This window comes from Geodermatophilus sp. URMC 60, from assembly GCF_053502585.1.
In genome coordinates, this window is record NZ_CP199958.1 from 368,818 (window position 1) to 393,726 (window position 24,909).

Genomic DNA, 24,909 nt, shown 5'->3' on the forward strand with positions numbered 1-24,909 from the left:
ACCAACCCGGCCCCGCGCGGGGGTGTTCCGGCTCCGCGCGGACGGGTCAGCCGCGCAGCACCGTGTCGACCGCCTCGACGCGCACCCGCACGCCGTCGTCGGCCGGCGCGACGCCCGTGACCTGCAGGCCGAAGGGCAGCGGCGGGATCCGGTAGCGCAGGTCGAGGGCGTCGCCGACCTGCTCGAGGAGGAAACCCGGGACGTCGACGCCGACTCCGGAGGCCTCGTCGACCTCGACCACCACGGTGTCGCCGTCGAGCGAGAGCGAGCCCGTGGCGGCCAGCGGCAGGCTCACCCCGGCGACCTCGACGGTGCGCTGCACCCGCAGGCCCTCGCCGTCCCGTGTCACGGTCGTGCCCGGGCCCAGCTGGTCGGCGAGCAGGGCGTAGGGCACCGTCGCCGTCCCGTCGACCCGCTCCACCGGCACCTCCTGGACCGAGCCGGACAGGACGTCGCGCAGCGCCACCTGCACGCCCCGCAGGGAGACGTCGGCGCTGGTGCCCGCGGGCTGGCCGAGGTCGGCGCCGGTCAGGGAGACCCGCACGTCCTCGTACCGCCCGGCGAGCGCCTGGGTGAGGAACGGGAAGCCGCCGAACTCCAGGTCGGGTGCGCCGGCGAGCCCGGCCCGCCCGGCGACCACCCGCGCCACCTGGTCCTCGGCGATCTCCTCGCCGACCCGGTCGGCGCCGAGGGCGAGGCCGCCCAGGAGCAGCAGGACCACCAGCAGGGCGCGCACGGCCGGCCGCTCAGAGCGCGTTCTGCAGGACGACGGAGAACGCCACCGCGGCGGCCGCGGCGAACGGCAGCACCGCCTGCAGCACGGTCGCCGCCCACATCCGGCCCGGGCCGCCTGCGACGACGTAACCGGCGGCGAGGCCGACGAGCGCGGCGACGGCACCCAGCGCCAGGCCGGCGACGAGCGCGCTGACGACCGTCCCCACGTCGTCGGCGCCGGAGCCGACCACCGCGACGACGGCACCGGCCAGCACACCGAGCACCAGCGCGGGTACGCCCCGGGGCACGCCGGCCGCGACCGCCGGGCGGGGCCGGAGGAGGTCCACCAGGGCGCCCACCAGCAGCGTCGTCCCGACGACGAGCAGCGGGGTGACCGTCGTGTCGCCGACGTCCGGCAGGAGCAGCAGGACGGCCAGGGCGGTGACCGCGCAGATCAGCAGGAGGACACCGGCCAGTGAACCGACCACGTCCGACCGCGGCGCCCGGCGCAGCATCTGGTGCAGCACCGCGGCGAGGAGGCCCAGGCCGGGGACGGCGAGCAGCGAGCCGATCTCGGGCCGCTCGGGCAACACCAGCAGCACGTCCGCGCCCGCGGCCGCGGCGAGCCCGAGCGCCGGCGCGCCGGCGCGGGCGGGGATGCCGGTGGCCGGCACCCACGCTGCCACCAGCGCCACCTGCAGGACGGCGACCGCTGCCAGCCGACCCGTCTCCCCCGCGGCGGCGGGCAACCCGACGAGCAGGGCCGTGGCGACGACGACGGCGGCAGCAGTCGGCAGGTGCCACGCGCGGGCCGAGAGCCCGGGTCCCGCCCCGATCGCCGTCACGGCCCGATCGTCGCAGACGTCCAGCGTCCGATCCGCTCGACGAGCGGAGCCGGGGCGCTGCCACGGCGTGTCCGAACCCGGGGACCACGCGGGCCGGCCTCGTCGTCGCCCGTGTCGACGGTCACGTGTCGCGATCCGGTCACGGACGGGGACGGGTGGAGCACGTCGGCTATCCTGCTGTCTCTTCGACAGCGCCGTCGTGGGCCCCCGGACGACCTCCGTCGTCCCCGGCTCCCCTGAGGAGACGTCATGCGACTCGTGCTCATGACCGCCGCACGTCAGGCCACGACCGAGGTGCTGCCCGCACTCGGCCTCCTGGGGCACCACGTCCGCGTGGTGGCCCCCGAGCTGTCGAGCCTGCTCGACGGGGACTCCGGCGACGTCGTCCTCGTCGACGCCCGGCACGACCTCATCCAGGCGCGCACCCTCTGCGGGCTGCTCTCCTCCACCGGCGTCGCCTCCGCGCTGGTCGCCGTCCTCTCCGAGGGTGGCCTGGTCGCGTTGTCGGCCGACTGGGGCGTCGACGACGTCCTGCTCGACACCGCCGGCCCGGCCGAGGTCGACGCCCGCCTCAAGTGGGCCACCGCCCGCCGGCTGGCCGCCACCTCCCCGGCCGACGGTCCGGACGGCGGGGTGACGCAGGCCGGCGAGCTGGTGATCGACGAACACAGCTACTCCGTCAAGCTCCGCGGCCGCCCGCTCGACCTCACCTACAAGGAGTTCGAGCTGCTGAAGTACCTGGCCCAGCACCCGGGCCGGGTCTTCTCCCGCGCGCAGCTGCTCCAGGAGATCTGGGGCTACGACTACTTCGGCGGCACCCGCACGGTGGACGTCCACGTGCGCCGGCTGAGGGCCAAGCTCGGCACCGAGCACGAGGCGCTGATCGGCACCGTCCGCAACGTCGGCTACAAGCTCGACCAGCAGGTCGCCGACGCCACCGCGGCCGCCGCACGGGCCGAGGCCGAGGCCCGCTCGCTCGACGACACGGCCCGGAACGACACCGAGCTGGTCTGAGGCCTCCCTGTCCACAGCTCCCCTCGTCCGGGACGTCGGACGGCTCGACCCGGCCGAGGTCGACGCGGTCCTGGCGCTGCTGCGCGCGGCGACCGCGGCAGACGGCGTCCGCCCGCTGTCCGAGGAGGCCGAGCTGCGGCTGCAGCACGGCGGCCCGGCCGGGAGTCGCGACGTGCTCGCCACGGCCGCTGACGGCACGCTGACCGGCTACGCGCGCTTCGAGGGCGGGGACGGCACCGGGGACGCCGAGGCCGAGCTGGTCGTCGCGCCCGCCGCCCGCCGGCAGGGGGTGGGCCGCGCGCTGCTGGCGCGACAGGAGGAGCTGGCCGGCGACCGCCCCCTGCGGGTCTGGGCCCACGGCGACCTGCCCGGATCGGCCGAGCTCGCGCGGCGTCGCGGGTACGAGCGGGCGCGGGTGCTGCTGCAGATGCGACGGAACCTGGCCGGGGTCGACCCCGAGCCCCGGCTGCGCCTGCCCGAGGGCGTCCAGGTGCGCACCTTCCGGCCCGGCCGGGACGAGCAGGCGTGGCTGGGCACCAACGCCCGCGCCTTCGCGTCCCACCCGGAGCAGGGCAGCTGGAGCGCCGAGGACCTGCGGCTGCGCATGGCCGAGCCGTGGTTCGACCCGGCGGGTTTCTTCCTCGCATGGGACGGCGACCGGCTGCTGGGCTCGCACTGGACGAAGGTGCACCCGCCGGGCGACGAGGGGCCGGAGGCGGTCGGCGAGGTCTACGTCCTCGGCATCGACCCCGACGCCCAGGGCCTGGGCCTGGGCCGCGCGCTCACCGACGTGGGGCTGGCCCACCTGCGCGGCCTGGGGCTGCGCCAGGTGCTGCTCTACGTCGAGGAGGACAACACCGCCGCGGTGACGCTGTACGAGCGCAGCGGCTTCACCCGGCACGCCGTCGACGTCTCCTGGCGCCGCGTCCCCTGAGGTACGGGGATCCCGGCCCTCCCGCAGGGGCCCGCCGCGAGCTTGCGAGCGGTGGAGGGCAGGAGGCTCCTTCTCCAGTCGGCGCGCCCTCGTTCACCCGTTGGACGTGAGCTGGCCCACACCCGGTGACCTAGGCCTCGGACACCGTTCACCTGGCGTTCATCGGTGCACCGGGGGGCGGCCACCTCGGCTCTCTAGCGTCGGTTCCCGTTGGTTCCGCGCTGCCCGGGAAGAGGTCCTGGGCACACCGTCGAAGGGCCCCTTCCTTGAAGCTCAGTACCACGTCGCGCGCCGTCGTCCTCTCGACCGCGCTCGCCGGCACCCTCGCGCTGACCGCCTGCGGCGCCGCGAACGAGGGCAACGCCGGTGGCGGCGGCAGCACCAGCACGGGCAGTGCCACGGAGCTGAGCGGCGCCCTGGACGGCGCCGGCGCCAGCAGCCAGCAGGCTGCGATGCAGGGCTGGACGGCCGGCTACTCGGGCGTGCAGCCCGGCGTGACCGTGAACTACGACCCGGTGGGCTCCGGCGGTGGCCGCGAGCAGTTCATCTCCGGGGGCACCGACTTCGCCGGTTCCGACGCCGCGCTCGACGAGGAGGAGCTGACCGCTGCGGCCGAGCGCTGCGGCGGCGGCGAGGTCTTCGAGCTGCCGAACTACATCTCCCCGATCGCGGTCGTCTACAACCTCGAGGGCGTCGACGAGCTGAACCTCTCCCCCGAGGTGGTCGCCGGCATCTTCGACCAGAAGATCACCAACTGGAACGACCCGGCGATCGCCGCGGACAACGCCGGCGTGACCCTGCCGGACCTGCCGATCACCCCGGTGAACCGCTCCGACGAGTCGGGCACCACCGAGAACTTCACCGAGTACCTGGCCGCGGCCGCCGCCGAGGCGTGGCCGCACGAGCCCGACGGCAACTGGCCGGTCGCCGGCGGCGAGGCCGCCCAGGGCACCTCGGGCGTGATCAGCGCCGTCACCGGCGGCAACGGCACCATCGGCTACGCCGACCTCTCCCAGGCCGGTGAGCTGGGTGTGGCGAACATCGGCGTGGGCGAGGAGTTCGTGACCCCGAGCCCCGAGGCCGCGGCCGCGGTCGTCGAGAACTCCGAGCGGCTCGAGGGCCGGGGCGAGTACGACTTCGCCATCGAGCTGGCCCGCGACACCGCGGAGTCGGGCAGCTACCCGATCGTGCTGGTCAGCTACCACATCGGCTGCATCGCGTACGACGACCAGGAGAAGGCCGGCCTGGTCAAGGACTTCATGGGCTACGTGATCAGCGAGGAGGGTCAGCAGGCCGCGGCCGAGGCCGCGGGCTCCGCCCCGATCTCCGACGCGCTGCGCCAGCAGGCTCAGACGGCCGTGGACGCGATCACCGCCGGGTGACCTCACAATGACCGGCAACGGCCCGGGGTGCCCTACGGCGCCCCGGGCCGTTGGCAGGCCCGGCCCCGCCGGGTCCCCGAACCACTCCTCGCCGGGTCCCCAGGCACCGGCCCAGACACCACGGAGCAGCGGTGAGCAGCACCAGGACCACCCCCCCGTCCCCTGCCGGGACCGGACGGTCGGTCCGCCGTCCCGGTGACCGGGTCTTCGCCGGTACCGCCAAGGGCGCCGGCATCCTCATCCTCGTCATCCTCGCCGGGGTCGCCGCGTTCCTCGTCGTGGAGGCGGTGCCCGCGCTGACCGCCCCGGCCGAGGACATCCCCGGCGACGGCGGCCTGGCCTCCTACGTCGGCCCGCTGGTCTTCGGCACCCTGCTCGCGGCGGTCATCGCGCTGCTCGTGGCGACGCCGCTGGCGGTGGCCATCGCGCTGTTCATCGGCTACTACGCCCCGCGGCGGATGGCCCAGGGCCTGGGCTACCTGGTCGACCTGCTCGCCGCGATCCCGAGCATCGTCTACGGCTTCTGGGGCATCTTCTGGCTGGCCCCCAAGCTGGTGCCCTTCTACCAGTGGCTCGAGCGCGACCTCGGCTTCATCCCGCTGTTCGCCGGTCCTGCCTCGACCACCGGGCGCACCATGCTGACCGCCGGACTCGTCCTCGCCGTGATGATCCTGCCGATCATCAGCGCCATCTCCCGCGAGGTGTTCCTGCAGGTCCCGAGCCTGCACCGCGAGGCGGCGCTGGCCCTGGGCGCCACCCGGTGGGAGATGATCCGGATGGCGGTCCTCCCCTACGGCCGCTCGGGGGTCGTCGGCGGTGCCATGCTGGGCCTGGGCCGGGCACTCGGCGAGACCATGGCCGTGGCGATCGTGCTGTCGGTCTCCGGCGGCATCACGTTCAACCTGATCGGCAGCGGCAACCCGTCGACGATCGCGGCCAACATCGCGCTGGAGTTCCCCGAGTCCTCGGGGATCGACATCAACACGCTGATCGCCAGCGGCCTCGCGCTCTTCGTCATCACCCTCGCGGTCAACATGCTGGCCCGCGCGATCGTCAACCGGCGCGCCGACTTCTCCGGAGCGAACTGATGAGCCAGATCTCCACCGCGCCGGCCCCCACGGGCAGCCGTTCCCCCGGCCCGCGCCGTGGCGAGCGCGCCCGGCGGCTGCCGAACTGGGCGCCCTTGGGCGCCTTCCTCGGGGCCGCCGTCGTCGTGGGCGCGCTCTGGCCGGTGTTCGACCTGAACATCGCGCTGTTCGTGCTCTACACCGTCGTCCTCGGGACCCTGGCCGTGTACCTGCTGACCCGGACCACGGAGGGGGCCCGGCGGGCCACCGACCGGCTGGTCACCTGTCTGGTGGTCAGCGCCTTCGGGCTGGCGATGGTGCCGTTGGTCTCGCTGGTCTGGGAGGTCGTCAGCCGCGGCTTCGCGCGGCTCGACGGCGAGTTCTTCAACTCCTCGCTCGTCGGCATCGTCGGCGAGGGCGGCGGCGCCTACCACGCGATCCTGGGCACACTGATCATCACGGCGCTGACCACGCTGATCTCCGTGCCGATCGGCCTGCTGACGGCGATCTTCCTCGTCGAGTACGCCCACGGGCGGCTGAAGCGGTCGATCACCTTCCTGGTCGACGTCATGACCGGCATCCCGTCGATCGTGGCCGGCCTGTTCGCCTACGCGCTGTTCGCGATCTTCCTCGGCCCGGGTGTCCGACTCGGCGTCATGGGCGCGATCGCGCTCTCGGTGCTGATGATCCCGGTCGTCGTGCGCTCGGCGGAGGAGGTGCTCAAGCTGGTGCCCAACGAGCTGCGTGAGGCCTCCTACGCGCTGGGCGTGCCGAAGTGGCGCACCATCGTCAAGGTGATCATCCCGACGGCGATCGCCGGCCTGGGCACCGGCGTCACCCTGGCGATCGCCCGCGTGGTCGGCGAGACCGCCCCGCTGCTGATCACCCTGGGCATCACCAACGCCACGAACCTCAACGCGTTCGACGGCCGCATGGCGACCCTGCCGGTCTACGCCTACTACCAGCTCACCCAGCCTGGGGTGCCCCCGCAGTTCGCCACCGACCGGGCCTGGACCGCGGCCCTCGTCCTGATCATCCTGGTGATGGGTCTCAACGTCGTCGCCCGGCTCATCAGTCGCTTCTTCGCTCCCAAGTCCGGTCGCTGACCGGCAACCCTGGAGGACCTCCTGTGGCCAAGCGCATCGACGTCTCCGACCTGAACATCTACTACGGCAACTTCCTGGCGGTCGAGAACGTCAACGTCTCGATCGAGCCGCGCAGCATCACCGCGCTCATCGGGCCGTCGGGCTGCGGGAAGTCGACCTTCCTGCGCTCGATCAACCGGATGCACGAGGTCATCCCGGGCGGGCGCGTCGAGGGCAAGATCGTCATGGACGGGCAGGACCTCTACGGCGCGGACGTCGACCCGGTGGACGTGCGGCGGCAGATCGGCATGGTCTTCCAGCGGCCCAACCCGTTCCCGACCATGTCGATCTACGAGAACGTCGCCGCCGGCATCCGGCTGAACAACAAGAAGATGAAGAAGTCCGACCTCGACGACCTGGTGGAGCGCTCGCTCCGGGGCGCCAACCTGTGGAACGAGGTCAAGGACCGTCTCAACCGCCCGGGCGCCGGGCTCTCCGGTGGTCAGCAGCAGCGGCTGTGCATCGCCCGCGCGATCGCCGTCGAGCCCGACGTCCTGCTCATGGACGAGCCGGCCTCCGCGCTGGACCCGATCTCCACGCTGGCGATCGAGGACCTGATGGCCGACCTCAAGGAGCGCTTCACCATCGTCATCGTCACCCACAACATGCAGCAGGCCGCGCGGGTGAGCGAGCAGACCGGCTTCTTCAACCTCAGCGGGGTCGGCCAGCCGGGGCGGCTGATCGAGTTCAACCCGACCGAGAAGATCTTCAGCAACCCGGACGAGAAGGCGACCGAGGACTACATCTCCGGCCGCTTCGGCTGAGCCGACCCGGCTCCGAGGGGCCGCTGCGGGAGTTCCCGCGGCGGCCCTCCGTCGTCGTGGGCACACACCGCGCAGCCGGTCGCGGGGTCCGGAGGACCTCCCGGCCGGGGCACCGGCGGCGGCTCAACGGGGCCGGGTAGGCCACGTGGCCGCGGTGTCGTCCGGCAGGACGACCATGTCGGGGCTCAGCAGGTGACGGTGCTCTGCGGGGCCGGCTCGGCGGACGGGGCGGCCGTGGCCGCGGGGGCGGGCGTCTCCGGGGCCGCCACCGGCGCCGGGGGGATCACGACGGGGACGACGCCGGAGAAGCCCGGCCCGATGACCAGCTGGACCGCCCCGCCGGTCGCGTCGCTGGACTGCAGCACCGCGCCGGGGACGGCTGCGGCGATGGTGCGGGCCTGCTGCTCCGCTGCGGCGCCGAAACGGACGACGGTCTCGTTGACCACGCCGAGCTCGTTGCCGACCTGGCCGATGCCGAAGCCCTGCGCCCGCAGCTGATCGGCCACGGTGGCGGCCAGCCCGCTGGTGGCGGTGCCGTTGAGGACGTCGAGGGTGATCCCCGCCGGCGCGGCGGCCAGCGGCTGCTCGGCCGGCGTGGTGACGGGCTGCTCGGCCGCCGCCGGGGCCGCAGCCACGGCGGCCTGAGCGGCCGGCTCCGGGGCGACCAGCTCCGCGGGCAGCCGGCCCGCCTTGATCACCTCGTCGAACAGCGAGCGGGTGGCAGCGGCGTCGAGCACGACGTGGGCCTGCTCCCTGCCGGTCGGGACGTAGCCCACCTGGTCCACCGGGAGGCCGATGCGCTGCACCGCGTCGCCGGAGAGGTCGCCGAGCGTGCCGGCGAGCGTACGCAGGTCGCCGAGGGTGGTCGCCTCGTCGACGGTGAGGGCGTCGGAGGCGCGGGTGAGGAACCCGGTGAGGGTGGCCGGGTTGCCGAGGGTGCCCGCGGACATGGCCGTCCGCAGGGTGGAGGTGAGCACCAGCTGGGCGCGCTCGGCGACCGCCTCGCCGGTGACGTCGGCACCGGAGTCCCCCGGGGCGAGGTAACCGGTGGCGCGCTCCCCCGACATGGTGCTGGTGCCGGTGGGGAGGGGCTCGGACGAGGCGGAGACCGCCGGCGTCGCCGCGGGCAGGCAGACGGCGACGCCGCCGAGGGCGTCCACCATGCCGGGCAGCCGGGCCAGGTCCACGCCCAGGTAGTGGTCGACGCGCAGGCCGGAGAGCTGCTGCACCACACGAACCGTGCAGGACGGCCCGCCCTGGAGCAGCGAGTCGGCGAAGGACTCGGTGACCGCCTCGCGCACCTCCCCGTCGGCGCGAATGCAGCCGGGGGTGTCGACCAGCGCAGTGGGCGGGATGCTGACCAGGACGGCTCGTTCCCCGTCGGCGGTGACGTGTGCCAGCAGGGTGGCCACCGACGCCGGTCCCTCGGCGCCGGGCAGGCCGGTGCCGACGACCAGGTAGGTGGCCGCCCCGTCCTGCAGCGCGGGGGCGAGCACCTCCGCGCCGTCGGGCGTCAGCGCGTCGACGCGCTCGATGCGCTGGTCGACGTAGAAGTACAGCCCCAGGTGGTAGGCGAGGACGACGCCGACGAGGGCCGCGAGGCCGATGGCGACGCGGATCACTCGCCGTCGGCCGGGGCTGCGCGCGGCACGGCGGGCGGCCCGGCGCTCGCGTGGCGAGGGTGGGGTGAGCCGGGTCGCGCCGGACAGCGGGGCGTCACGGCCGGGGATGGGCGGCAGTGGCGCGATCGGGCGGGACGGGCGGTGGCCGGTCCGCTCGTCGAACGGGGGGAAGAGCGGCACCGAGGGCCGGGCCGTCGGCGGCACCGGCGGCAGCCCGCCGCGCGGCGGCTCGGACGGGGACTCCGGCGGGGCGGCGAGGGCGGGCACCAGGGGGACGGCGGCAGGCGGCTCGGGGACCTCGGCAGGCGACTCGGGGACCGCGGGCGTGCGCCCGGCCGACCCACCCGGGACCGGGGGCAGGCCGCGCTGGGGGGCCGGGGTGTCGTCGGCCGCGCGGAGGGCGTCGCCGGCACGCCGTCCGGAGGGCGTCCGGACCGCGGGGGCCGGTGTGTTCTCAACGGGTACCGGCGGCAGGCCGCGGCGTCGCTCCGGCGGCTTCTCGCCGGCGGCCAGGGGAAGCGGGATCTCGCCGGTGCGGGCCGCCCGACGGCGGCCCACCTCGCCGCCCTGGCGGGCGATCAGCTGCTCGACGGTGATCGGCTCACGGGCCGGCGCGCCGCCCGCGGCCGGGGGTGACGCCGCCGGCCGACGGCGGCCGCGGAGACGCCCGGACGACCGGGCCTCCCCCGCCTCGTCGCGCGTGCGCTTGTTCCCCACCCGTGCCGACTTCCCATCGTCGAACTGCCGCCCTGGCGGGCACCGTCGCTCCCCACCGGCGCACGGTGGTACCACTGCGCAGTCGGGCAGTCACCCACGATACGGGCGCGGAGGCCCTCACCCGGGTCGGACGCGCGGGGATCGGCGGGCGGGACCCACGACGCCGTCGTAGCGTCCTCGAGGTGAAGCTGCCGTTCGTGCCGGGCCCGTCGGACGTGATCTCCGCGGTCGAGGGGGTCCGTGAGGGCGTGACCGAGGCACTGGCGCTGGTCCCGCGGCTGGCGCGCGTCGTCGGGCGTGTGGAGTCGTTGCTCGACCGGGTCACCACCGTCGTCGACCGGATCGAGGGCGTCGTGGACCGGGCCGACGCGGCGATCACGTCCGTGGAAGGCACGCGCCAACGGGCGGATGACGAGATCGCCGCGGTGGACAGGACCCGCCAAAGGGCCGACGACGCGATCACCGCCGTCGGCGCCACCAACCAGAAGGCCGACGAGGCGATCACCGCCGTCGGCGCCACCAACCAGAAGGCCGACGACGCCATCACCGCCGTCGGCACCACCAACCAGAAGGCCGACGAGGCCATCACCGCCGTCGGCGCCACCAACCAGAAGGCCGACGAGGCCATCACCGCCGTCGGCGCCACCAACCAGAAGGCCGACGAGGCCATCACCGCCGTCGGCACCACCAACCAGAAGGCCGACGACGCCATCACCGCCGTCGGCACCACCAACCAGAAGGCCGACGACGCCATCACGGCCGTCGGCGGGACGACCTCCGCCGCGGACGGCGCGGTGAACCGGGCCGAGGGGCTGCTGGGCCGGGTCGACCCGATGGTCGACGCCTTCCAGGAGCCACTCCTCTCCCTGGCCCCGGCGGTGCGCCGCCTGGCGGCGAGCATCGACGCGGACGAGGTGGACGCGGTGGTGACCTTCATCGACCGGCTGCCCCAGCTCATGACGCACCTCGACGAGGACATCCTGCCGGTCATGGGGTCGTTGGGGTCGGTCGGCCCGGACGTGCACGATCTGCTGGACACGATGCAGGACCTGCGGCACGTGGTGAAGGGCTTTCCCGGCTCCCGGCTGTTCCGCCGACGGGGCGCGGAGGAGATCGCGGAGGACGAGGAGCAGCAGGCCGCCGAGGGCGGGTGACGGCCGGGAGCCGGTGCACCCGGCTCCCGGCCGCCGCTCAGGTCTCGGTGGGGTAGCCCAGCGCGCGGACGACGTCCCCGATCCGCTCGTAGGTCTCGCCCTCGGGCAGCCGCCGGAGCTCGTCGACGACGACGTCGGGCGCCCGATGGTCCAGGGCGGCCTCGACGAGGGCCGGCCCGTCGCTCGGGAAGTCGGCCCGGTCCAACCAGCGGGCCAGCTCGGCCCGGGCGACGACGGCGTCCTCGGTCATGCCCACCGGGACGCCACCGACCAGCGTGCCCCCGGGGCTGCTGTCGATGTCCGGGTCGCCCTCGGCCTGGGGCTCCACCTCTCGCCACTCCTCGGCGCGGGTGGACCGTTCGGCCTTCAGCATCCCCTGGATCTCGTGCTCGAGCTCCTCGTCGACCCGTGCGCTGTGCTTGGTGCTGCGGGACGCCGTCCCGGCGAACTGGTCTGCGCTCTCGCTCACGATCGCCCTCCTCCGTTCTGCTGGTGCGTGATCACTTCTCGTGCAGGGCGCCGGGCTTGTGCACCGCGGTCTTGCCGGTCTCGTCGCTCTCGACCTCGTACTGCGGCTCGTCCTTGCTGGCCTTGACCTTCCGGCCGGACGCCTCCGTCTCCGAGGTGATCTTGCGCTTGACGGTGCCCTCGACCTCCTGGCCGTGGCTCTTCCAGGTGACGTGGTCACCCTTTGCGAGGTCGTCCGACATCTGGCCCTCCCCTGGTACTTCGCGCGGTAGCTGCCCCCTGCCCGGCGCGGGCCCGGGGCACACATCACCCGTCCGAGAGGCCGGATCACCCGCGAGGGCACTGACGCCGGCGGATCCGTCACGTAGCGTTCAGGTCGACGGGAAGCGTTACGCCGTTCTCGCTGCTCAAAGCGGAGTATACGACCACGGAGCGTGACGACTCGTCCTCGATCGCCGGCCCGGTCGACCCCATTCCCCCGGGGTCGGCCGGGTCGGCCCGCATCTAGGCTCGGGTTCCGTGACCGCCCCTGACCCCACCCGGCCGGTCGACGTCCTCACCGTGACCTCCGTCCAGGACGTCACCCCCTCGGTGCGTCGCGTCGTGCTCGCTGGCACGTCCGCGGCGGTCGCGGCCGCCGGGCCGACGATCTCCCTGCTCGTCCCCCGCGTCGGCGACCCGGCGCCGCGCTGGCCGTCGGTGCAGCGGGACGGGAGGATCGTCTGGCCCGAGGGCGCGCACGGGGTCAGCCTGCGCAGCTACACCGCCCGCCGGCAGGACCCCGAGCGCGGTGAGGTGGAGATCGACTTCGTCCTGCACGGCGACGGCCCGGCGGCGACCTGGGCCGGCGCCGCCGTCCCCGGGACGACGGTGGCCGTCGCCGGCGGGGGCCCGCTGGGCGAACGCCCGGCGGGGTGGCTGTTGCTGGCCGGCGACGAGACGGCGCTGCCGGCGATCACCCGCATCCTGGCGGCGGTGCCGCCATTGACCCGCGGCGTCGCGCTGGTGGAGGTCGCCGACGCCGCCGAGGAGCAGCCGCTGCCGGCGCCGGAGGGGGTGGAGGTCCGCTGGCTGCACCGTGACGGCACGCCGCCCGGGGAGGGCACGCTGCTGGCCGATGCCGTGGCGGAGCTGGAGCGGCCCGACGGCGAGGACCTCTTCGCCTGGGTGGCCGCCGAGTCCGCGACCGTCCGGGCGGTGCGCGCGGACCTGCGCGGTCGGTGGGGGCTGGGCCGGGCGCAGCACCACGCGATCGGCTACTGGCGGCGTGGCCGGGCGATGGGCGGCTGAGCGTCGTCCAGACTCCTCACACGTCCAGACTCCTCACAGGTAACGCCCAGGGCCGCTCCAGCACGGGGTCGCACTCTCGTCCCATGACCACGGCCGCGCGTTCGACGGGAGGTGCTGTGACCAGCACCGGCAAGGACACCGTGCCGGAGGCACGCCTCCTCGTGGTGGACGACGAACCCAACATCCGCGAGCTGCTGTCGGCCAGCCTGCGCTACGCCGGCTTCGAGGTCGCCACGGCCGCGGACGGGCAGCAGGCGCTGGCGATGGCGACGTCCTTCCGCCCCGACCTGCTCGTGCTCGACGTGATGATGCCGGGGCTGGACGGCTTCGGCGTCGTCCGCCGGCTGCGGGAGAGCGGCCGGCACACCCCCGTGCTGTTCCTGACCGCGCGGGACGCGGCGGAGGACAAGGTGTCCGGGCTGACCCTCGGTGGTGACGACTACGTCACCAAGCCGTTCAGCCTCGACGAGGTGCTCGCCCGTATCCGGGCGGTGCTGCGCCGCAGCACCGGGCCGCAGCGCCCCGCCGACTCGCCCCGGCTCTCCTTCGCCGACATCGAGCTCGACGAGGAGTCGCACGAGGTGGTCAAGGCCGGCCAGGTGGTCAGCCTGTCGCCGACGGAGTTCAAGCTGCTGCGCTACCTCATGGCCAACGCCGGGCGGGTGCTGTCGAAGGCGCAGATCCTCGACCACGTCTGGAACTACGACTTCAACGGCGACGCCAACGTCGTGGAGTCCTACATTTCCTACCTGCGCCGCAAGGTCGACACGACCGAGCCGCGGCTGCTGCACACCATCCGCGGCGTGGGCTACACGCTGCGGCTGCCGCGGGGCTCGTGACCGGCATCTCGACACCACGCAGGGACGCGGCACAGTCGGGCACGGGCTCGACGAGCGCCGGCGAGGAGGGCACGTGACGGACGTCGCGGGGTCACGTCGCGAGGTGGCGCCGCCGGTCCCGACGTCGACGAGCACCGGCGAGCTGAGCTCCGCGGGTACCGGTGCGGCCCGGCGGACCGAGGTGGCGCCTGCCCGCTCGTGGGCGGCGCCGCGGCTGCCCCTGCGGGTCACCCTCGTGGCGATGCTCCTGGGGCTGGTCACCGTCGCGCTGACCCTGACGGGGTTCCTCACCAGCGCGCTGCTCGAGGACTACCTCCGGGGACAGCAGCACCAGCAGCTCGAGGACACCCTGACCGGCTACGGCGACGCCCCGTGGTTCGACGACCGCTGCGAGGGGCGGTGGCGGGGGCCGGACGACGTCTCGTTCGGGACGATCTACGTGGCCTGCCTGCCCGCCGGCAGCATGGAGGCCATCCCGGTCTCCCAGCCGCCGCAGGCCACCGGTCCGCCGCCGACCGTCACCGGCGAGGACGCCGAGGTGCTGGCCGCCGGCACCGGCCGGCCGGTCGTCGCCGAGGCTGCGGACGGGACGGACTGGCTGCTCATGAGCCGGGACGTCGGCGGGGGTCTGACGGCGATCGCGGGCGTCGACCTCGACCGCGACGACCGCCTGCTCGCCCGGCTGGTCGCCCTGCAGGTGGTGGTCGGCCTGGTCATCCTGATCCTGCTGGGCAGTGCCGCGTACGTGCTGGTCCGCAACAGCCTCCGGCCGCTCGTCGAGGTGGAGCGGACCGCCCGGGCGATCGCCGCCGGCGACCTCTCCCAGCGCGTCCCGGCCGGCGACGAGCGCACGGAGGTCGGTCGGCTCTCGCTGGCGCTCAACGGGATGCTCGCCCGCATCGAGCGCTCGTTCCGCGCGCAGCAGGAGTCCGAGGAGCAGGCCCGCGCCTCCGAGACCCGGATGCGCCGGTTCGTCGCCGACGCCAGCCACGAGCTGCGCACCCCGCTGACCTCCATCCGCGGGTTCGCCGAGCTCTACCGGCAGGGCGCGGTGGGCAGCCCGGAGGAGACCGCCCGGCTGATGCAGCGGATCGAGTCCGAGGGCGCCCGCATGGGGGTGCTCGTCGAGGACCTGCTGCAGCTGGCGCGGCTGGACCAGCAACGCCCGCTCACCATCACCCCGGTCGACCTGGCCGAGGTCGCCGGCGACGCCGTCCACGACGCCCGCGCCGTCCAGCCGGACCGGCCCCTCAGCCTGTACCTGGACGAGTCGCTCAGCGAGGTGCCGGTGGTGCTCGGCGACGAGGCCCGGCTGCGCCAGGTCGTCGGCAACCTGGTGACCAACGCCCTGGTGCACACGCCCCGGACCGCGCCGGTCACCGTGCACATCTCCGACGAGCCCGCCGGCGACGGGGCGGCGGACGGCGACGACGGCGGCGTGGTCGTGCTGCAGGTGGCCGACCAGGGGCCGGGCATGTCCCCCGAGGACGCGGCGCGGGTGTTCGAGCGCTTCTACCGAGCCGACCCCTCCCGCGCCCGGACGGCAGGGGGCACCGGGCTGGGGCTCGCCATCGTCAGCGCGCTGGTGCACGCACACGGCGGCACGGTGCACCTGGACACCGCCCCCGGCCGGGGCGCGGTGTTCACCGTCCGGCTGCCCCGGTCCGGCCCGGGCCCGGCGGCCCCGCCGGTGCCGGACGGCCCGGCGGTCTGACCCCCCGGACGGTCCGGTTACCGTCCGCTGGTGACCTCCGACGCGGGCGGGCAGCCCTACGACGCCGACCTGATGGCCGCGGTGACCGAGCTCGGCACGGCCCTGCGCGAGCTGGTGGACGCCTCGGTGCGCACCACCGTCCCCGCCGACCAGCTCCGGGCCGCGGCCGCCGACGCCCGGGCCGTCGCCGCCCGCCTGGCCGCCGCCCGACGGCCGGCGACGCAGCTGCCCGTGCTCGACGACCCCCTGGTCTTCCGCCGCGTCTACAACCCGGTGAGCGGTGTGGGCAGCGCGCTCGCCCCGCCGGTCCGCATCCACCGGGTCGAGGGCGGCGTCGTCGCCGAGGCCCTGCTCGGGCCGGCGTACGAGGGCCCGCCCGGCTACGTGCACGGCGGCATGAGCAGCCTGCTCATGGACCAGCTGCTCGGCTCGGCCGCGATCGCCGCGGGGCTCTGGGGCATGACCGTCCGGCTGGAGGTCGACTACCGGCGGCCGGTGCCGTTGTCGACGCCGCTGACGATGCGGGCGCAGGTCACCGAGACCGCCGGCCGCAAGTGCGTCGTCACGGGCACGATCGCGACCGCGGCGGCGCCCGACCGGACGCTGGTCGAGGCCCGCGGCGTGTTCGTCATGCCGCGCGAGGAGCTGCACGCCGACTACTTCGGCGCGGTCACCGACGCCTCGGGCCGGCACCGGCCACCGGGGCGCCCCACCGACGCCACGGCCCTGTCCGATGCCCGTGAGTGACGTCGAGGTCGCCGCGGCCGCGGCCCGGGCGGCCGCCGCCGTCCTCACCGGACTGCGCGAGGAGGGCCGGCTCACCGGCCGGGCACTCGGGGACGCCGGGGACGCCGCCGCGCAGGCCGCGATCGCCGGGGTGCTGGCCGAGCACCGTCCGGGCGACGCGGTCTTCAGCGAGGAGGCGGTCGACGACCGCCGTCGGCTGACCGCCGAGCGGGTGTGGATCGTCGACCCGCTCGACGGCACCCGGGAGTACGGCGAGGCGCCGCGGCCGGACTGGGCGGTGCACGTGGCGCTGTGGCAGGCCGACGAACTGACGGCCGCAGCGGTGGCGCTGCCCGCTCTGGGTGAGGTGCTGGTCACCGATCCGGCGCCCACGGTGCCCCCGCCGGGGGCCGGCCGGCCGCGGATCGCGGTCAGCCGCAGCCGCCCGCCCGCGGTGGCCGGCACCGCGGCGGCCGCCCTGGACGCCGAGCTGGTGCCGATGGGCTCGGCCGGGTGGAAGGTGACCGCCGTCGTCCGCGGCGAGGCCGACGCCTACGTGCACGCCGGCGGGATGTACCAGTGGGACTCGGCCGCGCCGGTCGCCGTCGCCCGGGCCGCGGGGCTCACCGCCGTCCGGCTCGACGGCTCGCCGCTGGTCTACAACGGCCCGGACGCCTGGCTGCCGGACCTGCTGGTGTGCCGTCCGGAGCTGGCCGACCCGCTCCTGGCGGCGGTGCGAGCGGGGTCACCGCCGGCTCCGTAGGGGGATGGCGGAGACTGGACGGCGGGAATCCTCCCCGGGCCGGTGCGGTTGGTGCTGGTTCGAGCCCTGCCCCCGATCCCCCGGAGCACGAGCGCGTGAGCACCCCTGACTACCGGCTCTCCCAGCTGGAGACGCTGGAGGCCGAGTCCATCCACGTCATCCGCGAGGTGGCCGCGGAGCTCGAGCGCCCGGTGCTGCTCTTCTCCGGCGGCAAGGACTCGATCGTGATGCTGGAGCTGGCCCGCAAGGCGTTCGCGCCGGCCCGCATCCCGTTCCCGGTCATGCACGTCGACACCGGGCTGAACTTCCCCGACGTGCTGGAGTTCCGCGACAAGCGCGTCGCCGAGCTCGGCGTGCAGCTGATCGTCGCCTCGGTGCCCGACGCCATGGCCAAGGGCGTGGTCAAGGAGGAACCCAACGGCTCCCGCAACCGCATCCAGACCCCGGTGCTGCTGGATGCGGTCGAGGAGCACGGCTTCACCGCGCTGTTCGGCGGCGCCCGCCGCGACGAGGACAAGGCGCGCGCCAAGGAGCGGGTGTTCTCCTTCCGCGACGAGTTCGGCCAGTGGGACCCGAAGAACCAGCGCCCCGAGCTGTGGGACCTGTACAACGGCCGGATCCACCTCGGCGAGTCGATCCGGGTCTTCCCCCTGTCGAACTGGACCGAGCTGGACATCTGGCAGTACATCCTCCGCGAGCAGATCGCCATCCCGCCGCTGTACCTCGCGCAGGAGCGCGAGGTGGTCGAGCGCCAGGGGATGCTCTACGCGGTCAACGAGTTCATCCGCCCCAAGGACGGCGAGCAGCCGTTCCGGGCCACGGTCCGGTACCGCACCGTCGGCGACGCGAACCTGACCGCCGCCGTCCGCTCGGAGGCCACCACGGTCGAGGAGGTCATCGCCGAGATCGCGGTGACCCGGATGACCGAGCGAGGCGCCACGCGCGGCGACGACAAGGTCAGCGACGCCGCCATGGAGGACCGGAAGAAGGAGGGCTACTTCTGATGGCCGCCCCCGAGACGTACCCCGCCGCCACCGACGCCGACGAGCAGCCGGTCGACGTGCACTCGGCCGCCGCCGAGCACGCCGTGGAGCTGGCCACCGCGCGCAAGGACATCCTGCGCATCGCCACCGCCGGCTCGGTGGACGACGGCAAGAGCACGCTGATCGGCCGGCTGCTCTACGACAGCAAGGCGATCTTCGAGGACCAGTACGAGGCGGTGGCCCGCGCCAGCAAGGGCGACCACGTCGACCTCGCGCTGCTCACCGACGGTCTGCGGGCCGAGCGGGAGCAGGGCATCACCATCGACGTCGCCTACCGCTACTTCGCCACCCCTCGGCGCACGTTCATCCTGGCCGACACCCCCGGCCACGTGCAGTACACGCGCAACATGGTCACCGGCGCCTCGACCGCCGACCTGGCGATCGTGCTGGTCGACGCCCGCAAGGGCATGCTGGAGCAGAGCCGGCGGCACGCCTTCCTCGCCTCGCTGCTGCGGGTGCCGCACCTGGTGGTCGCGGTCAACAAGATGGACCTCGTCGGCTGGTCGGAGGAGGTCTTCGACGCGATCGCCGACGAGTTCAGCGCCTTCGCGGCCAAGTTGAGCGTGCCGGACCTGACCGTCGTCCCCATCTCGGCGCTGCACGGCGACAACGTCGTCACCCACTCGGCGAACACGCCCTGGTACGAGGGTCCGACGCTGCTCCACCACCTGGAGCACGTGCACGTGGCCAGCGACCGCAACCTCACCGACGCGCGGTTCCCGGTGCAGTACGTCGTCCGGCCGCAGACCGAGGAGCACCACGACTACCGCGGCTACGCCGGCACCGTCGCCAGCGGGGTCTTCCGGACCGGCGACGAGGTCACGGTGCTCCCCAGCGGCCTCACGACGACGATCGCCGGCATCGACGGCCCACGCGGTCCGGTGGACGAGGCCTTCCCGCCCATGGCGGTGACCCTGCGGCTGACCGACGACCTCGACGTCTCCCGCGGCGACCTGATCGGCAAGCCGGAGAACGCCCCGACGGCGACGCAGGACCTCGACGCGCTGGTCTGCTGGATGGCCGACGAGCCGCTGCGCCCGCGTCAGCGGATCGGGGTCAAGCACACCACCCGCACGGTGCGCGCCATGGTCAAGGAGCTCGCCTACCGGCTCGACGTGAACACGCTGCACCGGGACCGGGAGGCCACCGAGCTCGGTCTCAACGACATCGGCCGGGTGCGCCTGCGGGTCACCCAGCCGCTGTTCGTCGACGACTACACCCGCAACCGGGTGACCGGTCGGTTCATCCTGGTCGACGAGGCCACCAACGCCACCGTCGGCGCCGGGATGCTCACCCCCGCCGGCTGAGAGAGGACCCTTCCTCGTTCACGCCGCGGCTGCGGGAGCCCCTGCCGCCTTCTCCAGCGCCCGGCGGGTGAGCAGCCGCGCCAGGTGCCGGCGGTACTCCTGGTCGGCGTGCATGTCCGCCCCCGGGCTGGTGCCCTGGTCGGCCAGCGCAGCGGCCTCCTCGATGGAGGCGCCCCGCGCGAGCGCCTCCTCGGTCGCGGTGGCCCGGACGACCGAGCCGGCCATGTTGGCCAGCGCCACCCGCCCGTCGACCGCGGCGGCGGCGACGATCGGCCAGTCGTTGGCCCGGCGGGTGAACTTCTCGTAGGCCCAGCCGGCCGAGCCGGTGCGCGGCACCCGGATCTCGACGATCAGCTCGTCCTCGGCCAGCGCCGTCTCGAAGAACCCGAGCCAGAAATCGGTGATCGGGATGTCCCGGCGCCCGCTGGGGCCCTGGACGACGACCGTGCCGCCCAGCGCCAGCAGCGCGGTGGGCAGGTCGGAGGCCGGATCGCTGTGCGCGACCGTGCCGCCGATCGTGCCGCGGTGGCGCACCTGCGGATCGCCGACCTGGCTGGCGACGTAGGGCAGGATCGGCACCTCGGCCGCGGCGACGGCGTCCTTCTCCAGCTCGTGGTGCCGGGTGCCCGCGCCGATGGCGACCTCGTCACCCTCGCCGCGCACGTAGGACAGCCCCGGGATGCGGCCGATGTCGACCAGCACGGCCGGCATGGCCAGGCGCAGCTTCATCAGCGGCAGCAGCGAGTGCCCGCCGGCGAGGACCTTCGCGTCGTCCCCGTGCTCGACGAGCGCGGCGACCGCCTCCTCGACCGATGTCGGCCGCACGTACTCGAACGACCCCGGGATCATGCCCACTCCTCGCCGGCGCTCGTCGGGCGCATGACCCGGGATGCTGTGCCCTTGGAGGCCCTCGCGAGCTCGGTCATCGGGCCACCTCCTGGCTCTGCGGGACCTCACCGGCGGCGGGGCCGGCCTCGGCCGCGGTCCGGACCGCCCGGACGATGTTGTGGTAACCGGTGCAGCGGCAGAGGTTGCCCTCCAGCCCCTCCCGGATCTCGCGGTCGGTCGGGTCGGGGTTGTCGGCCAGGACGCCGATGGCGGCCATCACCATGCCCGGGGTGCAGAACCCGCACTGCAGGCCGTGCTCCTCGCGGAACGCCTTCTGCACCGGGTGCATCTCGCCGTCCGGACCGGCCAGGCCCTCGAGCGTGGTGACCTGCGCGCCGTCGGTCTGGGCCGCCAGGACCGTGCACGACTTCACCGACAGCCCGTCCACGATGACGGTGCACGCGCCGCACGAGGTGGTGTCGCAGCCGAGGTTGGTGGCCTTCAGGCCCCGGACCTCACGCAGGTAGTGCGCCAGCAGCAGCCGGGGCTCCACCTCGTCGGTGCGCTGCTGCCCGTTGACGGTGATCGAGACCTGCATCAGTTGCCTCCCTGGGCCTGGGCCTGCTGGATGGCCCGGAACACCCGCATCGGGGTGGTCGGCATGTCGATGTGCCGGACGCCGAGGTGGGCCACGGCGTCGATGACCGCGTTCTGCACGGCCGGGGTGGCGCCGATCGTCCCGGCCTCGCCGATGCCCTTCGCGCCGAGCGCGTTCATCGGGGTCGGCGTGGCCATCTCGACCAGCTCGAAGCTGGGCAGCTCGGTGGCGGAGATGAACGGGTAATCGGCCAGCGTCGAGGTCGTCGGGTTGCCGTCCTCGTCGTAGAGGATCTCCTCCAGCAGCGCCTGCGCCACCCCCTGGGCGTAGCCGCCGTGCCGCTGCCCCTCGGCGAGCAGGGGGTTGAGGATGGTGCCGGCGTCATCGACCGCGATCAGCCGGGCGACCTCGGCCTTGCCTGACTCGACGTCCACCTCCACGACCACCACGTGGGCGCCGAAGGGGAACGTCGGCGCCGCGGCGGTGAACCTGGTCTGCACCAGCAGCTGCTCGTCACCGGCCAGCTCGGCGAACGTGATCCCCGTCCCCGGCGTCCCGCGGACGGCGAGCCCGGCGAGACCCAGGTCGACGATCAGGTCCTCGGGGTCGACCTCCAGCTTCTCCGCGGCCCGCTTCCTGGCCAGCTCGACGAGCTCGCCGGCCGCCTGGTGCACCGCGGCGCCGCCCTGCTGCAGGCTGCGCGACCCCATCGTGCCGCCGCCCTGGGGGACCCGGTCGGTGTCGCCGTGCACGACGGTGATCTTCTCCACCGGGATGCCGAGCTGGTCGCTGGCGATCATCGCCCACGCGGTGGCGTGCCCCTGGCCGTGCGGTGAGGTACCGGTGAGCACCGTCGCCGTGCCGTCCGGGTGGACCTCGAGCGAGGCGGCCTCCCCGGTGCCGGCGCCGTTGTCCGCTCCGGTGATCTCGACGTACACCGACATCCCGATGCCCAGCTGCCGCGCGTCCCCCCGCTCCCGGCGCCGGGTCTGCTCGGCCCGGAGCTCGGTGTAGCCCGCGGCGTCGAGCGCCTTGTCCAGGGCCGCGGTGTAGTCGCCGTTGTCGTAGGTGGCGCCCATCGGTGTGGTGTGCGGCTCGCTGAACGGCGGCAGCAGGTTCTTCCGGCGCACCTCGGCCGGGTCCATGCCGATCTCGGCGGCGAAGAGGTCGATCGCCCGCTCCAGGGCCGCGGTCGCCTCCGGCCGGCCCGCGCCCCGGTAGGCACCGATGGACGTCGTCGTCGTGGCCAGTGCGCGCGCCTGGGCGTGCACCCGCGGGAAGCCGTAGACCCCGGGGGCCATCAGCATGGTCAGGGTGGGCAGCACCGTGCCGATCCGGGGATAGGAGCCGCAGTCCTGGTCCACCACGAGGCTGTACGCCTCGATCGTCCCGTCCCGGCGCCCCCCGACGGTGACCACCTGGTCCTGCGCCCGGCCGTGCAGCATGCCGATCAGGTTCTCCGACCGGTTCTCCGCCCAGCGCACCGGCCGGCCGACGTGCTTGGCCAGCCAGGCGATCAGGGCGTACTCGGGGTCGGCGCCGATCTTGGCGCCGAAGCCGCCGCCGACGTCGGGGGTGATCAGGTGGATCAGGTCGGGGTCCATCTTGAGCCAGTCCCCGAACTGCCCCCTGGCCTGCTGGGCGCCCTGGTTGGTGCACCAGACGGTGACCCGGCCGTCCTCCCCCCAGGCGGCGGCTGCGGCCCGGCTCTCCAGCGGCACCGGCGCCACCCGCTGGTTGACCATCGGCTGGGTGACGACGACCTCGCAGCCGTCGAAGAAGTCCGCCGGCGCGGGTTCACCGAACGAGGCCATGACGTTGGTGCCCGCCTCGGGGAACAGCAGCACCTCGTCGGAGGCCGCCGCGGCGGTGCCGACCACCGCGGGCAGCGGGTCGATGTCGACGGCGACCATCTCGGCGGCGTCCTCGCCCTGGTACCGCTCCTCGGTGAGGACGACGGCGATCGGGTCGCCGACGAACCGGACGCGGTCCGACGCCAACCACGGTCGGGTCATCGCGGGGTTGACGAAGGGGAAGGGCGGTGGGATCGGGATGAGGTCGGCGACGTCCTCGGCCGTGACCACGGCGACCACACCCGGCGCCTCCAGGGCGGCGGCGGTGTCGACCGACAGCAGCCGGCCGTGGGCGACGGTGGAGCGCACGAAGGTCGCGTGCAGCGCCCCGGCGAGCCGGTCGTCGGCCAGGTCGTCGGTGTAGGTCGCACCACGTGTGAGGAACAGCGGGTCTTCCGTGCGGACGACCCGCGTACCCAGGATGCTCATGCGCTCACCTTCCGTGCGGTGGGTGACCGCGGCCACTATCGACGATCGAGCGCCTCTCCGCCACTCGCCCGGCGCGTGGTGAGCCGACCGGGATGGGCGATCAGGGGACGACGCGGTCCCGCTGGGCCGCGTTCCTCCTCGTCGCCGCCGTCGTCGCCGTCGTCCTCGACCAGCGGCCCGCCGTCGTCGCCGTGGCCCCGCTGCTGGCCGACCTGCGGACCGACACCCCCCGATGGCCGGGCTGCTCACGACGCTGCCGGTGCCGGCCGCAGTCTGAGAGGGAACTCCTGCCCCACCGCTCGCAGCGGGAGGCCCCCACCTCTGGCAGGCTCGTGGCGGGACCCTGGAGGGGCCGGTGGGGCCCGCCCTCCGGCGCAGCGTCACCCGGCGCCGGGCGTGACCCGTCGGCCACGCCCGGCGGGGTCTGCTGACGGGAGGTCAGCCGGCGGCGTCGGCGTTCGGGTCGGGCGCCTTGCTGGCGTCGCCGTTCCAGTCCTTGCCCGCCTCGTCGGCGTGCTCGGAGATGCTGTCGGTCTGCTCGGCGACGGTGCGCACCATCTCCTCGTCGGAGAGCCCCTCGCCCGCGCTGTAGGTGTTGCCGTCCGGCTCGCTCATGCCGTCTCCTCCTCGGTCGTCGGTCCTCCCGCCCGTCCCCGGGAGCCGTCGTCGGCAAACCCACGGACCCCGCGCGACGGCCGCGGCTCCACCGGCTGCCGAGCTGCGACCTCGAACCAGACGCACTTGCCGTCGGCGTGGTCCTCGACGCCCCACCGGTCGGCGATGCCCTCCACCAGCCGCATGCCGCGCCCCCGCGGAGCGTCGGCCTCGAACTCCCGCACGACCGGTCGGAGAGCGGAGCCGTCGGCGACCGTGATGCGCAGCCAGTCCTCCGACAGCGACAGCTCGAGGGTGAAGGAGGCCTCGCCGGCCACGTGGTCGACCACGTTGGCGACGAGCTCGGTCACGAGGAGCGCGGCGTCACCGGCGTCGTGCGGCGCCTTCCAGGCGCCCAGCAGGTCGAGCACCAGGTGCCGGGCGACCGGGACGCTGGCGGGCACCGGTCTCAGGTCGACGGTGGCCGTGAGCGTGGACATCGGCTCCTCCTCGCCCAGGGTCCGACCGCGCGTGGCACGGCGCAGACTCCATGCCGCGCGACCCCGTTGCACGCAACGTAGTGGGCGCCCCGGCCCACTGCAACGACCGTTGCCCGCGTGTCCTGTTGCACGTCACGGGCCTTGCACTCTGTCCCGCCTGTCTGGATAGTGGGCAACTGGATTGCTTACACCCATCCACCAGAGGCGGAGGGCCCCGTGTCGATCGACCACACCCAGCCGGACCCGGCCGTTCGGGCGCTCACCGAGCTCATGACCGTCCTGGACTCCTGCATGGCCGAGCTCGGCGACGCCCGCGTCCGCGCCGAGAAGCTGCTCGAGGAGCGGCATTCCGGCCGGGCGTGGCTGGACATCGTGACCGCCGAGTCCCGGCCGCTGGTGGTCGAGCAGATCAGCACGGTGATGGCAGCCCTCGCCAGTGCAGGGGGCGCCTGGCGGCGCGAGCAGGCACATGCCCTGGCCTCCGAGCAGGTCAGCATCAACCGGATCGCGGCCATGTACGGCGTCACCCGGCAGCGGATCTCCGCCCTGCTGCGCGAGCGCGCCCGCGGCGCGCACGCCTGACCTCCCGGCCATCTCCG

At 74.2% G+C, this 24,909-nt stretch carries 25 protein-coding genes; 15 read left to right on the plus strand and 10 right to left on the minus strand.

The annotated features are described in order from the left end of the window. Positions 1 to 46: 46 nt before the first annotated feature. Positions 47 to 736: an LmeA family phospholipid-binding protein gene (locus ACWIX3_RS01830; protein WP_448610378.1), complete on the minus strand. Its 690-nt coding sequence runs from the start codon at positions 734 to 736 to the stop codon at positions 47 to 49. 10 nt (positions 737 to 746) lie between these two features. Beyond that, entirely contained in the window at positions 747 to 1,559 is an 813-nt protein-coding gene (locus ACWIX3_RS01835; protein WP_448610379.1) for a hypothetical protein, read from the minus strand. Positions 1,560 to 1,808: 249 nt separating this feature from the next. Here ACWIX3_RS01835 and ACWIX3_RS01840 point away from each other — a divergent pair, with 249 nt between their 5' ends. The 6 genes from ACWIX3_RS01840 (at position 1,809) to pstB (ending at position 7,865) form a co-directional block, all read left to right on the plus strand. Further along, a complete protein-coding gene (locus ACWIX3_RS01840; RefSeq protein WP_448610380.1) occupies positions 1,809 to 2,573 on the plus strand; it encodes a winged helix-turn-helix transcriptional regulator in 765 nt (254 codons plus the stop codon). A gap of 7 nt (positions 2,574 to 2,580) precedes the next feature. After that, positions 2,581 to 3,507: a mycothiol synthase gene (gene mshD / locus ACWIX3_RS01845; RefSeq protein WP_448612508.1), complete on the plus strand. Its 927-nt coding sequence runs from the start codon at positions 2,581 to 2,583 to the stop codon at positions 3,505 to 3,507. 266 nt (positions 3,508 to 3,773) lie between these two features. Beyond that, entirely contained in the window at positions 3,774 to 4,889 is a 1,116-nt protein-coding gene (gene pstS, locus ACWIX3_RS01850) for a phosphate ABC transporter substrate-binding protein PstS (protein ID WP_448610381.1), read from the plus strand. A gap of 131 nt (positions 4,890 to 5,020) precedes the next feature. Further along, positions 5,021 to 5,977 (plus strand): phosphate ABC transporter permease subunit PstC, encoded by a 957-nt coding sequence (gene pstC, locus ACWIX3_RS01855; protein WP_448610382.1) that lies wholly within the window; start codon positions 5,021 to 5,023, stop codon positions 5,975 to 5,977. Beyond that, on the plus strand, positions 5,977 to 7,062 hold the full coding sequence (pstA, locus tag ACWIX3_RS01860; RefSeq protein WP_448610383.1) for a phosphate ABC transporter permease PstA: 1,086 nt from the start codon (positions 5,977 to 5,979) through the stop codon (positions 7,060 to 7,062). Before pstC ends, pstA begins: the two co-directional genes overlap by 1 nt. 23 nt (positions 7,063 to 7,085) lie before the next feature. Further along, a complete protein-coding gene (pstB, locus tag ACWIX3_RS01865; RefSeq protein WP_448610384.1) occupies positions 7,086 to 7,865 on the plus strand; it encodes a phosphate ABC transporter ATP-binding protein PstB in 780 nt (259 codons plus the stop codon). Positions 7,866 to 8,050: 185 nt separating this feature from the next. Here the strand turns inward: pstB and ACWIX3_RS01870 are convergent, their stop codons facing one another. Then, the gene (locus ACWIX3_RS01870; RefSeq protein ID WP_448610385.1) at positions 8,051 to 10,204 is read right to left on the minus strand and encodes an LCP family glycopolymer transferase; all 2,154 of its coding nucleotides are present in this window, start codon (positions 10,202 to 10,204) and stop codon (positions 8,051 to 8,053) included. Between the two features lie 182 nt (positions 10,205 to 10,386). On the opposite strand from ACWIX3_RS01870, the gene ACWIX3_RS01875 reads away from it, so the two are divergent. After that, complete coding sequence (locus ACWIX3_RS01875; protein ID WP_448610386.1) at positions 10,387 to 11,358, plus strand: hypothetical protein; 972 nt, start codon at positions 10,387 to 10,389, stop codon at positions 11,356 to 11,358. 37 nt (positions 11,359 to 11,395) lie between these two features. Here ACWIX3_RS01875 and ACWIX3_RS01880 read toward each other — a convergent pair whose 3' ends face one another. Both ACWIX3_RS01880 and ACWIX3_RS01885 read right to left on the minus strand, forming a co-directional pair. Continuing rightward, positions 11,396 to 11,827 carry a DUF2795 domain-containing protein gene (locus ACWIX3_RS01880; protein ID WP_448610387.1) on the minus strand — a complete coding sequence of 144 codons (432 nt, stop codon included), beginning with the start codon at positions 11,825 to 11,827 and terminating at the stop codon, positions 11,396 to 11,398. Positions 11,828 to 11,858: 31 nt separating this feature from the next. Next, positions 11,859 to 12,068 (minus strand): DUF2945 domain-containing protein, encoded by a 210-nt coding sequence (locus ACWIX3_RS01885; RefSeq protein WP_448610388.1) that lies wholly within the window; start codon positions 12,066 to 12,068, stop codon positions 11,859 to 11,861. A 277-nt stretch (positions 12,069 to 12,345) separates the two neighbouring features. Between ACWIX3_RS01885 and ACWIX3_RS01890 the strand changes: the two genes are divergently transcribed. From ACWIX3_RS01890 to ACWIX3_RS01920, 7 genes are all read left to right on the plus strand, one after another. After that, entirely contained in the window at positions 12,346 to 13,116 is a 771-nt protein-coding gene (locus tag ACWIX3_RS01890) for a siderophore-interacting protein (protein ID WP_448610389.1), read from the plus strand. Positions 13,117 to 13,232: 116 nt separating this feature from the next. Beyond that, the gene (locus tag ACWIX3_RS01895; protein WP_448610390.1) at positions 13,233 to 13,955 is read left to right on the plus strand and encodes a response regulator transcription factor; all 723 of its coding nucleotides are present in this window, start codon (positions 13,233 to 13,235) and stop codon (positions 13,953 to 13,955) included. Between the two features lie 73 nt (positions 13,956 to 14,028). Further along, positions 14,029 to 15,669 (plus strand): sensor histidine kinase, encoded by a 1,641-nt coding sequence (locus ACWIX3_RS01900; RefSeq protein WP_448610391.1) that lies wholly within the window; start codon positions 14,029 to 14,031, stop codon positions 15,667 to 15,669. Positions 15,670 to 15,699: 30 nt separating this feature from the next. Then, entirely contained in the window at positions 15,700 to 16,416 is a 717-nt protein-coding gene (locus ACWIX3_RS01905; protein ID WP_448610392.1) for a PaaI family thioesterase, read from the plus strand. Further along, positions 16,403 to 17,158 carry an inositol monophosphatase family protein gene (locus ACWIX3_RS01910; protein WP_448610393.1) on the plus strand — a complete coding sequence of 252 codons (756 nt, stop codon included), beginning with the start codon at positions 16,403 to 16,405 and terminating at the stop codon, positions 17,156 to 17,158. The genes ACWIX3_RS01905 and ACWIX3_RS01910 overlap by 14 nt, the downstream gene beginning before the upstream one ends. Positions 17,159 to 17,253: 95 nt before the next feature. Further along, on the plus strand, positions 17,254 to 18,162 hold the full coding sequence (gene cysD / locus ACWIX3_RS01915) for a sulfate adenylyltransferase subunit CysD (RefSeq protein ID WP_448610394.1): 909 nt from the start codon (positions 17,254 to 17,256) through the stop codon (positions 18,160 to 18,162). Further along, positions 18,162 to 19,508, plus strand: coding sequence for a sulfate adenylyltransferase subunit 1 (locus ACWIX3_RS01920; protein WP_448610395.1), 1,347 nt, complete (start codon positions 18,162 to 18,164; stop codon positions 19,506 to 19,508). Before cysD ends, ACWIX3_RS01920 begins: the two co-directional genes overlap by 1 nt. Before the next feature lie 18 nt (positions 19,509 to 19,526). Here the strand turns inward: ACWIX3_RS01920 and ACWIX3_RS01925 are convergent, their stop codons facing one another. From ACWIX3_RS01925 to ACWIX3_RS01945, 5 genes are all read right to left on the minus strand, one after another. Continuing rightward, positions 19,527 to 20,357, minus strand: coding sequence for an FAD binding domain-containing protein (locus ACWIX3_RS01925; protein WP_448610396.1), 831 nt, complete (start codon positions 20,355 to 20,357; stop codon positions 19,527 to 19,529). A gap of 73 nt (positions 20,358 to 20,430) precedes the next feature. Further along, positions 20,431 to 20,934 (minus strand): (2Fe-2S)-binding protein, encoded by a 504-nt coding sequence (locus ACWIX3_RS01930; RefSeq protein ID WP_448610397.1) that lies wholly within the window; start codon positions 20,932 to 20,934, stop codon positions 20,431 to 20,433. Next, the gene (locus ACWIX3_RS01935; protein ID WP_448610398.1) at positions 20,934 to 23,216 is read right to left on the minus strand and encodes a xanthine dehydrogenase family protein molybdopterin-binding subunit; all 2,283 of its coding nucleotides are present in this window, start codon (positions 23,214 to 23,216) and stop codon (positions 20,934 to 20,936) included. Before ACWIX3_RS01935 ends, ACWIX3_RS01930 begins: the two co-directional genes overlap by 1 nt. A 438-nt stretch (positions 23,217 to 23,654) precedes the next feature. Next, on the minus strand, positions 23,655 to 23,831 hold the full coding sequence (locus ACWIX3_RS01940; protein WP_448610399.1) for a hypothetical protein: 177 nt from the start codon (positions 23,829 to 23,831) through the stop codon (positions 23,655 to 23,657). Continuing rightward, entirely contained in the window at positions 23,828 to 24,310 is a 483-nt protein-coding gene (locus tag ACWIX3_RS01945) for an ATP-binding protein (protein WP_448610400.1), read from the minus strand. The genes ACWIX3_RS01940 and ACWIX3_RS01945 overlap by 4 nt, the downstream gene beginning before the upstream one ends. Positions 24,311 to 24,526: 216 nt before the next feature. Between ACWIX3_RS01945 and ACWIX3_RS01950 the strand changes: the two genes are divergently transcribed. Beyond that, a complete protein-coding gene (locus tag ACWIX3_RS01950) occupies positions 24,527 to 24,892 on the plus strand; it encodes a hypothetical protein (protein WP_448610401.1) in 366 nt (121 codons plus the stop codon). Positions 24,893 to 24,909 lie beyond the last annotated feature (17 nt).

What these genes read in the sequence shown, in the direction of transcription:
- ACWIX3_RS01910 (WP_448610393.1), top strand. Translation starts at nt 16,403, where the DNA reads ATGCCCGTGAGTGACGTCGAGGTCGCCGCGGCCGCGGCCCGGGCGGCC.
- ACWIX3_RS01885 (WP_448610388.1), bottom strand. Translation starts at nt 12,068, where the DNA reads ATGTCGGACGACCTCGCAAAGGGTGACCACGTCACCTGGAAGAGCCAC.
- pstA (WP_448610383.1), top strand. Translation starts at nt 5,977, where the DNA reads ATGAGCCAGATCTCCACCGCGCCGGCCCCCACGGGCAGCCGTTCCCCC.
- ACWIX3_RS01940 (WP_448610399.1), bottom strand. Translation starts at nt 23,831, where the DNA reads ATGAGCGAGCCGGACGGCAACACCTACAGCGCGGGCGAGGGGCTCTCC.
- ACWIX3_RS01840 (WP_448610380.1), top strand. Translation starts at nt 1,809, where the DNA reads ATGCGACTCGTGCTCATGACCGCCGCACGTCAGGCCACGACCGAGGTG.
- ACWIX3_RS01925 (WP_448610396.1), bottom strand. Translation starts at nt 20,357, where the DNA reads ATGATCCCGGGGTCGTTCGAGTACGTGCGGCCGACATCGGTCGAGGAG.
- ACWIX3_RS01920 (WP_448610395.1), top strand. Translation starts at nt 18,162, where the DNA reads ATGGCCGCCCCCGAGACGTACCCCGCCGCCACCGACGCCGACGAGCAG.
- ACWIX3_RS01930 (WP_448610397.1), bottom strand. Translation starts at nt 20,934, where the DNA reads ATGCAGGTCTCGATCACCGTCAACGGGCAGCAGCGCACCGACGAGGTG.
- ACWIX3_RS01945 (WP_448610400.1), bottom strand. Translation starts at nt 24,310, where the DNA reads ATGTCCACGCTCACGGCCACCGTCGACCTGAGACCGGTGCCCGCCAGC.
- ACWIX3_RS01935 (WP_448610398.1), bottom strand. Translation starts at nt 23,216, where the DNA reads ATGAGCATCCTGGGTACGCGGGTCGTCCGCACGGAAGACCCGCTGTTC.